General features: G+C 70.6%; 9 protein-coding genes. 7 read left to right on the forward strand and 2 right to left on the reverse strand.

From position 1 onward, the window contains the following. Window positions 1-32: 32 nt before the first annotated feature. The 3 genes from ABT147_RS15525 to ABT147_RS15535 all read left to right on the forward strand — a co-directional run bounded on the left by ABT147_RS15525 (window position 33) and on the right by ABT147_RS15535 (window position 3,363). Window positions 33-1,046 carry a hypothetical protein gene (locus tag ABT147_RS15525; RefSeq protein WP_351405992.1) on the forward strand — a complete coding sequence of 338 codons (1,014 nt, stop codon included), beginning with the start codon at window positions 33-35 and terminating at the stop codon, window positions 1,044-1,046. A gap of 224 nt (window positions 1,047-1,270) precedes the next feature. Beyond that, a complete protein-coding gene (locus tag ABT147_RS15530; RefSeq protein ID WP_351405993.1) occupies window positions 1,271-2,632 on the forward strand; it encodes a serine hydrolase domain-containing protein in 1,362 nt (453 codons plus the stop codon). Window positions 2,633-2,715: 83 nt separating this feature from the next. Beyond that, a complete protein-coding gene (locus ABT147_RS15535) occupies window positions 2,716-3,363 on the forward strand; it encodes a 3'-5' exonuclease (protein ID WP_351405995.1) in 648 nt (215 codons plus the stop codon). A gap of 32 nt (window positions 3,364-3,395) precedes the next feature. Here the strand turns inward: ABT147_RS15535 and ABT147_RS15540 are convergent, their stop codons facing one another. Beyond that, the gene (locus ABT147_RS15540) at window positions 3,396-3,869 is read right to left on the reverse strand and encodes an HIT family protein (RefSeq protein ID WP_351405997.1); all 474 of its coding nucleotides are present in this window, start codon (window positions 3,867-3,869) and stop codon (window positions 3,396-3,398) included. A 67-nt stretch (window positions 3,870-3,936) separates the two neighbouring features. Between ABT147_RS15540 and ABT147_RS15545 the strand changes: the two genes are divergently transcribed. The 4 genes from ABT147_RS15545 (at window position 3,937) to ABT147_RS15560 (ending at window position 8,610) form a co-directional block, all read left to right on the forward strand. Further along, a complete protein-coding gene (locus ABT147_RS15545; protein WP_351405999.1) occupies window positions 3,937-4,350 on the forward strand; it encodes a VOC family protein in 414 nt (137 codons plus the stop codon). Between the two features lie 99 nt (window positions 4,351-4,449). Continuing rightward, window positions 4,450-5,901, forward strand: a complete 1,452-nt coding sequence (gene argG / locus ABT147_RS15550) for an argininosuccinate synthase (protein ID WP_351406001.1) — start codon at window positions 4,450-4,452, stop codon at window positions 5,899-5,901. 237 nt (window positions 5,902-6,138) lie between these two features. Next, window positions 6,139-6,987, forward strand: coding sequence for an MOSC domain-containing protein (locus ABT147_RS15555; protein WP_351406003.1), 849 nt, complete (start codon window positions 6,139-6,141; stop codon window positions 6,985-6,987). Window positions 6,988-7,431: 444 nt separating this feature from the next. After that, complete coding sequence (locus ABT147_RS15560; RefSeq protein ID WP_351406005.1) at window positions 7,432-8,610, forward strand: Cmx/CmrA family chloramphenicol efflux MFS transporter; 1,179 nt, start codon at window positions 7,432-7,434, stop codon at window positions 8,608-8,610. 368 nt (window positions 8,611-8,978) lie between these two features. Here ABT147_RS15560 and ABT147_RS15565 read toward each other — a convergent pair whose 3' ends face one another. Then, on the reverse strand, window positions 8,979-10,646 hold the full coding sequence (locus ABT147_RS15565; protein WP_351406007.1) for a HEAT repeat domain-containing protein: 1,668 nt from the start codon (window positions 10,644-10,646) through the stop codon (window positions 8,979-8,981). Window positions 10,647-10,872 lie beyond the last annotated feature (226 nt).

Raw genomic sequence — 10,872 nt, forward strand, 5'->3', positions numbered from 1 at the left:
GTGAAATCCCGCCCCCACCAAGGGAGTTCACCATGCGCACCCCACCCGCAACACGCACCGCACTCTCCCCACGCATCCCGCGGACGCGCATCGCGAGACTGCTCACCGTGCTCGCCGCCGTCCTGGCCGTGCTGCTCGCGCCCGGCCTGTCGACCCCGTCCGTCGCGCAGGCGGCGAACGACCGGTCGGCGCGGGCCCGGACGGAAGCGCAGATCCTGGAACGGGCGGAAGCCCGCATCCGGGCGCAGGCGGAAGCCCAGTTCCAGGCGCGCGCCGGGGCCGCCGCGCCGGCCGCCTGGAACCCGCCCTCGAACCTGGTCCAGCCCCTCAACGAGGTCTGGAACCACGTCGAATCCACCTACGGCAACCTGTACGGCTTCCGCAACTACGGCTGGGACCAGATCATGGCCAACCGCGGAAGCGTCAACTACTGCGTCCGCTGGGAGTCGAGCCAGCCGGTCAGCGCCGCCCTGCGCGACCAGATCCACGCCGCGCTGAAGAAGCAGTTCGGCAAGTGGATGGCGGCGATGGTCGACAACGGCGCCGGCCACAACGCCTGGCCGTACACGAACGTCCCCGTCAACATCGTCGGCTGGGCCGTGAAGAACCGCTCCACCCTCCAGTGGAGCGACAACTCCGTCGACATCCACACCAACATGCTGGACGGCGGCGGCGCCCCGCAGTGCAACCCCGACTGCGGCCGCTTCTTCCACCAGGACGGCAACTACTCCCGCTGTCCCGGCGGCGCCGCCCGCCACTACGACCAGTCCCTCTGGCTCACCGAGGGCTTCGGCGGCGGCGCCGGCGGCGACTGGGGGCAGCGGATGGGCCGCTCCTACTTCACCGGCGCCCTCAACCAGGAGAACATCCACATCTATCTGCACGAGGTCGGCCACACCTTCGGCCTCGACGACTTCTACGACTGGTCCCCCACCGGCCAGTGCTGCTTCCTGATGAAGGCGGGCAGCGCCGCCCAGATCACCGAGTTCGACAAGTGGATGTTCCGTGACTTCTGGCGCCACATGAAGAACCGGTACGGTCTCTGACACCCACCCCTCCACCGACGTTCGCGCGGGGCCGTGACAGATGTCATGGCCCCGCTGTGATGGTGATCGTCCACGAGAAGGATGTAGAGCGCACCGTTCGTTCGTGACAATCGCCTGACAGGGCCCGGGAGTTGACCGTCCGGGGCCATCGGGAACGCCGGGCGGGCCGGGCGCGTCATCCGCGCCCCGCGCGTCGGGCGTGTCGGAAACGAGGGAATCAAGCCGTGCGTATCAAACATCTCGTCGGGACCGCTCTGGGCACCACACTCCTGCTCGTCACGGCGGCGCCGACCGTGTCGGCGGCGCCCGGAACCGCCGCCAAGGCGCCCACCGGGCTGGACCGGACCGGGCTGCGGAACACGCTCGACGCCATCCACGAGGCCGGGATGTACGGCACGTACTCGTCGGCGCGTGACGGCCGGGAGCGCTGGACCGGCGCCGCCGGGCTGGCCGACGTCGACACGGGGCGCAAGGTCAAGCCGAACATGCGGCACCGCGTCGGCAGCATCAGCAAGACGTTCACCTCGGTGGCGATCATGCAGCAGGTGGAGCGGGGCCGGATCAGCCTCGACGCCCCGGTCACGGACTACGTTCCCGAGCTGTTCGACGGGAGCGACGCCGACCGGGAGCGCGGCGACGCCATCACCGTACGGATGCTTCTCAACCACACCAGCCACATCGGCGACTACATCCTCGGTGCCTTCCCCTCCCTCCTGCAGAACTCCACCAGCAGCCTCGACGAGCACCGCTTCCGCTCGATCGGCCCCGGGGAACTGGTCCGGCTGGGCCTCGCCGCCGACGCCACCGGCAGCCCCGGCGCGCTGCCCGGCTCGTACTCGAACACCAACTACGTCGTCGCCGGTCTGATCCTGGAGAAGGTCACCGGGAAGAAGGCGTCGACGTACATCACCCGCGACGTCATCGACCGCGCCGGGCTGGACGACACCTCGTACGCGCGCACCCCGCACATCAAGGGCCCGCACCCCAAGATGTACGAGTCGTTCTACGGGCTCATCGACCCGCCCCGCGACTACAGCGTCTACGACATGTCCTGGGCCTACACCGCCGGCGCGATCGTCTCCACGACCGACGACCTCAACCGCTTCTACCGCAAGCTGCTCACCGGCGGCCTCGTGAGCCGCGCGTCCCTCGCCGAGATGCAGCGCACGGTCCCGATGGAGGTCGCCCCGGGCGCCACGATCGACTATGGCCTCGGCATCTTCAGCCTCGACCTCCCCGGCTGCGGGCGTTTCTGGGGCCACAACGGTGCGGTCTTCGGCGCCGGCACGATCAGCCTCACCAGCGGGGACGGCAGGCGTCAGCTCTCCATGGGCTGGAACCTGATGAAGTACGAGCGCCTCAACGAGGCCGGTACGGCCTTCGAGCCCAGCCCGATCAACGACGCCCTCGACGTCCATCTCATCGAGGCGCTGTGCCCGACGGCGGGCGAGGGTGCGGCGGCGGGCTCCGGGGCACCGCTGACGTCCGGGATCGCGGCGGCGGACGTCCGGCGGATCTTCCCCGACGGCCTGCCGGGCGTGGACCTGTCCACCGGGATCCGGCCGGTGGCCCCGAACGGGTTCTGAACTCCCGCAAGTTCCTGAGGTCGACGCCGCCGGCGGGTAGAACGCTCTCGTAACCGCCCTCGCATCCCAGGGAGAGTAGCGTTTTGCCCACCTTCGTCATCTTCGACCTGGAGTTCACGACCTGGCCGGGGGCCATGGAGCAGGACTGGTCGGCCCCCGGCCAGCTGCGCGAGATCGTGCAGATCGGCGCGCTGCGGGTGCGTGCGGATCAAGGGGAGCGGGGGGATCAGGGGGAGCGGGGGGATCGGGGGGCGTGGGGGGAGTACTCCGTCGTAGAGGAGTACGAGACGCTGGTCCGGCCGGTGGTGAACCCGGTCCTCTCGCCCTTCTTCACCACCCTCACCGGTATCGGCCAGCGGGCAGTGGACCGGGACGGCCTCCCGCCCGCCCGCGCCCTGAGCGACTTCCTCGCCTTCTGCCAGGGACAGTCCGTCCTCTCCTACGGCAACGACATGCTCGTCCTCGGCGAGAACATCGGCTGGGCCCGCGCGCGGGGCGAGGAGATCAAGCACAACGTCCTCACCCCCGGTTTCCTCAACATCCGCCCCTGGCTGAACACCGTCGCCCCGGCCACGGCGCACACCAACTCGGGCCGCCTGTGGCAGGTGCTGGGCCTGCCCCGGCCCGCCCCGGGCGACGAACACTCGGCCCTCTTCGACTGCCACTCCATCGCCGCGGCGCTGCGCCACCTGTCCGCCGGGGGGACGGCCCTGCCCGAGGCGTTCCTTTAGTCGGCGAGTCAGCGAGTCAGAGAGTCAGCGAGTCAGCTCGCGAGGCGGTCCAGTTCCTCGGCGATCGCCTCGCGCAGCGCCGCGTGGCGCGGTCCGAGGGCGTATCGCGCGTCGCTCCAGCGCTCCCGGGGGTACAGCCACACCGGTCTGCCGACCAGTTCCGTCGGCTCCCACGCGTATCTCGGCCACACATGCGCGTGCAGAAACGGGTCCGTGTTCCCGAGGATCTCCAGGTTGACCCGCCGGAACGCCGGATCCAGCCGCGCACAGGCCCGCTCGACGGCCTCGCCCAGCCGGTCCATGTCCGCGAGGAACGCCGTCCGCCTCTCCCGCGCGAGCTCCGACAGCCGGCCCACCGCCGGGTCGTCCACGAGCAGTACGCAGTACCCCGGCAGGAACTGTGTGTCCCCGATCACCGCGAACCCGGCCGTGAGCCTGCGCAGCACGGTGGGGTTCCGGCCCCGCAGCGCGCTTCCGATCCGGTCGTCCCGCCAGTCCTCCACCACGGTCGGTGACTTTACAATCACCGTCTTGCCGTCTCGTCACCCAACCCCCAGTCATCCAGGAGCTGTTGTGTCCGACGCATCCGTACCCGCCGTCCGTGAACTCCGGCTGGTCGTGACGGCCGCCGACTACGACGCCGCGCTGCACTTCTACCGTGATGTGCTGGGGCTTCCCGAGCGGGCGGCGTTCTCGTCCGACGGCGGGCGGGTGTCGATCCTCGAAGCGGGGCGGGCGACGCTGGAGATCACCGATCCGAACCACGCGGAGTTCATCGACGAGGTGGAGGTCGGCCGTCGCGTGGCCGGGCACATCCGGGTCGCCTTCCAGGTGGACGACTCGACCGTGACCACGGCGAGACTGGCGGCGGCCGGTGCCGAGGTGATCGCCGAACCGACCCGCACCCCCTGGAACTCCCTGAACTCCCGCCTCGAAGGCCCCGGGGACCTTCAGCTGACCCTGTTCACCGAACTCGGCGACGCCTAACCACGGGGGCCACGACATCCCGGACGTGAGGGCCGGGGCGTGAGGGCCGTCACCGGAAGTGGCTTTGCATGATCATGCATTGGCATGCATAATATTTCCATGTCCAAGGTCCTCACCTCTCTTCCGGCCGGCGAGCGCGTCGGCATCGCCTTCTCGGGCGGGCTCGACACCTCGGTCGCGGTCGCGTGGATGCGCGACAAGGGTGCCGTCCCGTGCACCTACACCGCCGACATCGGCCAGTACGACGAGCCCGACATCGCCTCGGTGCCCGGCCGCGCGAAGACCTACGGTGCCGAGATCGCGCGCCTGGTCGACTGCCGGGCCGCGCTGGTCGAGGAGGGCCTCGCCGCGCTGACCTGCGGCGCGTTCCACATCCGCTCCGGCGGGCGGGCGTACTTCAACACGACCCCCCTCGGCCGTGCCGTCACCGGCACGCTGCTGGTCCGGGCGATGCTGGAGGACGACGTCCAGATCTGGGGCGACGGCTCGACCTTCAAGGGCAACGACATCGAGCGGTTCTACCGTTACGGCCTGCTCGCCAACCCGCACCTGCGGATCTACAAGCCCTGGCTCGACGCCGACTTCGTCACCGAGCTCGGTGGCCGCAAGGAGATGTCGGAGTGGCTGGTCGCGCACCAGCTGCCGTACCGGGACTCGACGGAGAAGGCGTACTCCACCGACGCCAACATCTGGGGCGCCACCCACGAGGCGAAGACCCTGGAGCACCTGGACACCGGCCTGGAGACCGTCGAGCCCATCATGGGCGTCCGGTTCTGGGACCCCGAGGTCGAGATCGCCACCGAGGACGTGACGATCGGCTTCGACCAGGGCCGCCCGGTGACGATCAACGGCAAGGAGTTCGCCTCCGCCGTGGACCTGGTCATGGAGGCCAACGCCATCGGCGGCCGCCACGGGCTCGGCATGTCCGACCAGATCGAGAACCGCATCATCGAGGCCAAGAGCCGCGGCATCTACGAGGCCCCCGGCATGGCCCTCCTGCACGCCGCGTACGAGCGCCTCGTCAACGCCATCCACAACGAGGACACCCTCGCGCAGTACCACTCCGAGGGCCGTCGCCTCGGCCGGCTGATGTACGAGGGCCGCTGGCTGGACCCGCAGGCCCTGATGATCCGGGAGTCCCTGCAGCGCTGGGTCGGCTCCGCGATCACCGGCGAGGTCACCCTGCGGCTGCGGCGCGGCGAGGACTACTCGATCCTCGACACCACCGGCCCCCACTTCAGCTACCACCCGGACAAGCTCTCCATGGAGCGCACCGAGGACGCCGCGTTCGGCCCCGTCGACCGCATCGGCCAGCTGACCATGCGCAACCTCGACATCGCCGACTCCCGCGCCAAGCTGGAGCAGTACTCCGTACTCGGCCTCATCGGCTCCGGCAGTCCCGCGATCGGCGCGGCCCAGGCCGCCGCGACCGGCCTCATCGGCCAGCTCCCCGAGGGCGGCGCCGAGGCCATCGCCTCCCGCGGCGCCACCACCGGCTCCGACGACGACGAGCTGCTGGACCGCGCGGCGATGGAGTTCGGCACGGACTGATCGCGCACGGACCTGCGCGAAGAGGCCGGCTCGACGGCAACCCGTCGAGCCGGCCTCTACGTGTGCGTGGGCCGGCCGCCGTCGGTCAGGGAGCCCCGGGCAGCAGTCCCACACGCATGCCTGACGCTTGCCGGCGTACACGTGAATGCGCCCAGCCACGAACGGGTGGCGTCAGAGACGCCGCCCCCCTGATCTGAAACGCACCCGGAGTCGTGTGACAGCGCTCATGATTGATCCATGGGAACTGTGACGGCGTTACGCCGGTACCCGGTGAAGTCCATGCTCGGCGAGGCGCTGACAAGTGTGGCGGTCACCGAACGCGGGCTGCGCGGCGACCGAGTGTCCGCCGTCCTCGACGAAACGGGCACGGTCGGCAGCGCCAAACACCCCCGCAAGTGGGGCCCATTGCTCCGCTGCCGCAGCAGGCTGACCAGCACCGACACGGTCGTGGTCGAGCTGCCGGACGGAATCGTCCTGTCGGCCGGAGACACTGACCTGGACGCTCGGCTGTCCAAGCTGCTGGGCCGCCCCGTTTCCCTGTCGGACACCCCGCCGGAGCATGGCGGCGCGCTCGAGCGGGCAGTGCCCGAATATGAAGGCGGTGTCCCGGACGCCCTGCGGAGCACAGCAACCACCGACGCCACTGGAGTGGCCATCACCTCCGGCCAGGTCGCACCGGGGACCTTCTTCGACTACGGCACGGTCCACCTCGTCACCACAGCTGCCCTGGCACGGCTGCGGGCCACGCACCCCACCGGAGACTTCGACCCGCGTCGCTTCCGGCCCAACCTGGTCGTTGACACACCCGAGGGCCCAGGCTTCCCCGAGGACGCATGGATGCATTCCCATCTGCGCATCGGCGAGGCTCTCTTCCGGGCCGTGGTGCCCACACCCCGGTGCGTGGTCCCCACGCTCGCTCAGGAGGACCTGCCATCCGACCCCGGCATCATGCGCGCGGTCGCCCGCGAGCACCGCATACCGGTTCTCGACCTGGGCCGGCTGTCGTGCGTCGGGATGTACCTGGACGTCCTGGAACCTGGCACGGTACGGATCGGCGACTCGGTCACCAGACGGGGCAGCGCGTGATCAGTGGTGTGACGGCTCACTCGACGCGGCGAAAGGCAGGCTACGACGGCCACATGACGGGGCCACCCTCACGCAGCACCCGCGCGCGGTCCATGCGGGCGGCTACGGCTTCCGTGACGTCGTTGCGGGCCTGCCGGAAGTCGGTGATCCGAGAAAGCAACGCCGTGGCGTACGCGGGGATCGCGGGGACATGACGTTGGTGATCCAGGCCAATGCTGGTGGAACCAGGGTGCCTTGACGGGCATCAGTCGGGTACCGTGCGGGCCATGTCGAGTCCTGAGTCGGACAAGGTGGGGGCTTTCGGTCACGCCGTCAGCCCCCTGAGCCACTGAGCTCGTAGCCCTGTCGTCGCGCCGCATTCTGCGGTCGGACGAGTGTGCCTCTGGGGCTGGCCGCGGTGACGAGATGACCTTCTCGTGCTTCTCCTCGCCTCGGAGCCACTCGATGCCTCTCCCGCTGTATCTGCTTGCCGTGGCCGTCTTCGCCATGGGCACCTCGGAGTTCATGCTCGCCGGCCTCCTGCCGGACCTCGCCTCGGATCTCGACGTCACAGTCGGGACAGCCGGCACGCTCACCTCGGCCTTCGCGGTCGGCATGGTCGTCGGCGCTCCCCTTGTGGCCGCGCTTGCCCGCGACTGGTCCAGGCGCTCCAGCCTTCTCGGGTTCATCCTCGCTTTCGCGGCAGCTCACGCCGTGGGCGCTGTCACGACCAGCTTCCCGGTCCTGTTCACGACCCGGGTCGTCGCCGCGCTCGCGAACGCAGGGTTCCTCGCCGTCGCTCTGACTGCTGCCGCCACGCTGGTCCCACCCCACAAGAAGGGACGTGCGCTGGCCGTGCTGCTGTCAGGCACGACGGTGGCCACGATCGCCGGTGTCCCTGGTGGATCGCTACTCGGCGCGGTGTTCGGATGGCGGGCCACGTTCTGGGCCGTCGCCGCTCTCTGCCTGCCCGCAGCTCTCGGCATCCTGAAAGCAGTCCCGGCGGGACGTGTGAAGGAAGAGACGACTGGCGGGCCGGCCTTGCAAGCGGAGCTCGCCCAACTAGCAAAGCCGGCCTTGCTTCTGGTGATGCTCCTCGGCGCGCTGGTGAACGCGGCCACGTTCGGAAGCTTCACCTTCCTCGCCCCCGTCGTGACCGACACCGCCGGGCTGGGAGAACTGTGGATCTCCGTCGCTCTGGTGCTTTTCGGCGCCGGTTCCTTCGCCGGGGTCGCTGTCGCCGGCCGGCTGTCCGACCAGCGTCCCGGTCGGGTCATCGCAGTCGGCGGCCCGCTGCTGCTCATCGGCTGGCCCGCCCTGGCGGTGCTGGCCAACGAGCCGGTCGCCTTGTTCGCCCTCGTATTCGTGCAGGGCGCCCTTTCGTTCGCGCTGGGCAGCACCCTGATCACACGAGTCCTCTACGAGGCCGCGGAAGCCCCCACCATGGCCGGGTCGTATGCGACGGCGGCACTCAACGTGGGCGCCGCCGTCGGTCCCCTCATCGCCGCAACCACCCTCAGCACCACCGTCGGGAACCTCGGGCCGCTGTGGGCAAGCGGCCTCCTGGTCGCGATGACACTGCTCATCGCGCTCCCCTTCCGCACCGTGGTCGCGGCCGGACGAAGCGCCGAGGTGCTCCGGTGACACATGCGAACGCCCCTTGACCATCGAGGGACGCCGCAGGCTCATCGAACGCCTCCGCAGCCGTCCGATCACCTACATGGCCGCCGAGGCCGGCGTCCGGGCAGGGCGGCGACGGACATTACGAGTACGTGCAGTCCTTCTCCGTGGTGGAGTCCGATGCCGGTGGGGCCTGTGCGACGAAGGAGCCGAGGCCGGGTTCGGCGCATGCGGATCGAGTCCGGCAGTCGGTCGACGGAGCCGCCAGTCTCCCCTGCAGTGGCAGGGGTGACATCAATACAGCGGCAGGGGTGACATCGAGGGCACGTGGTGAGCCCGGGGCGGCCCCTTTGCGTCCAAGCTGCCGACCCGCCCGTCAGGGACCCCCGGGCTCAGGTCTCCTTCAGCTCGTCGAGGATGAGGCGGGCCGTGTAGCGGATCTGCTGGGACGACGGGGGCTGGGAGAGTGCGGTCATCACGTCGAGCAGGTCGGAGTCGTGGGGTGTGCCGGGGGGTGTGTCCGGCAGTTCCCCGTAGCCGTCGACGTAGCGGCCGATCCCCCGGAGCGCCTCGTGGCGGACGGGCTCGGACGGGTCGTCGAGGTGGGAGAGGAAGAGTGCGACGTCCCCGTCGTCGTCCTCGTCCAGGAGGGCGAGGACGGTGGCTCTGACCTCGTCGGACGGGTGGGTGATCAGGCGGCGTACGGCGGGGAGGGTCTCGGGGTACTCGCTGAGCGCGTTGCGGGTGTGCCAGAGGTTCGGTTCGTCGGTGGTCAGGTGGGCGAGCAGGGCGTCGGCCGCCGCTCGGCGCTCCGGGCGGGGCAGCCCGTGTTCGCCCAGCCTGCCCAGGCCTTGCAGGGCCCCGGCCCGTACCCGCTCGTCCGGATCGTGGAGGAGCGGCAGCAGTGTCTCGGTGGCGTCCGGGGCCGCCAGTCCGCCGAGCGCGGTGGCGGCGGCCTTGCGGACGTCGGGCCGGCCGAGGCCGGGCCCCAGATCGGGGCCGGGGCCGGAGACGGCCGCCGCTCTGATCCACCGGACCGCCGTCGGCGTACCGATGTCGGCGAGGGCCTCGACGGCGGTGGTGCCGGCCCTCGGGTGGTCGAGCCACCGGACGGCGGCGGGCACGGCACGGACGTCTCCCCACCGGCCGAGCACGTCCAGGAGCCGGGCGGCGACGTCGGAGTCGGTCTCGGTGCCCAGCGCGGACAGGAGCGCGTCGGCCGTCGCGGAGGGTCGCAGTACCGGCAGAAGTGACTCGACCGCTCCGGACCGCCGCAGCGCGGAGAAGAGCGTGTCGACCGCTCCGGACAGCCCCAGCGGTGACAGCAGCGTGTCGGCCGGTCCGTGAGACAGGTCCCCGGCGAGGTATCCCACGATCGCCCGTCGTACCGCAGGGCACTCGTCGTGCAGGCCGTCGAGGAACGTGTCGCGCAGCCCGCGAATGTGCTGCCGGGGCAGCAGGTCCAGCGCCCGCACGCGAGCGAGCCCGTGGCCGTGCCGGGCGGTGTGGAGGAGCAGTTCCAGTACGGGCTTCTTGCGCAGGGAGGCGTAGAGGGCGGACCTCGCGGGGCCCCACAGATACGGTCCGGGGTCGCCCAACAGCCGTACGAGCACGGCAGGTTCGGCGGTCTCGCCCCGACTGCCCAGCGCGAGCAGCGCGTTGAGCCGCAGATGCCAGTCGTCGTCCTCCAGCAGCCGCCGGAACGCCTCCGTGACGGCCGGGCCGGTCAGCCCCAGCCGTTCGGCGGCGAGCGAGGCCCGGCGCCGTACGGACGGATCCGGGTCCCCCATCAGCTCGACGATCACCGTGTCCGACCCGTCACCCCCGAGCCGTCCCAGCGCGTCGGCCGCCCCCGCCCGTACGACGGCCTCGGTGTCCCGGGCAGCCCGGACGGCGGCCTCCGTGTGCTCGTCCCGCCGCCCGAGCCGCTCTCCGAGCCGCTGTCCGAGCCGTCCGAGGCCCTTGACGGCCGCGGCTCTGCGGCCGGGTTCCGCCGACGTCAACTCCCGTAAGAAGAAGGCGATCTGATGTTCCGCGCCGGCCGTGCTGCCGCCACCCATGCGTTCCCCCTTCGAGACCTCCGCGGCCCACTGCCGAGGAGACCCTCTACGAGAACGACTGTCCGGGTGGCCCGGGAGTTGCACGGCCGGGATTCTGTGGCTGGGCCCGGACCCGGGCCCGGGGGTCAGGACTAGGGCCTGTTGCGAAAGTGGCGTCGTCGCCCGAAGGGCGGCCGCGCGGCGTCCGGTGCGTGCTCTCGGCGTGCCGCCCGAAAGCCCTCGTACT

Origin of the sequence: Streptomyces sp. NPDC001868 (assembly GCF_040297125.1) — a bacterium.
Classification (GTDB): domain Bacteria; phylum Actinomycetota; class Actinomycetes; order Streptomycetales; family Streptomycetaceae; genus Streptomyces.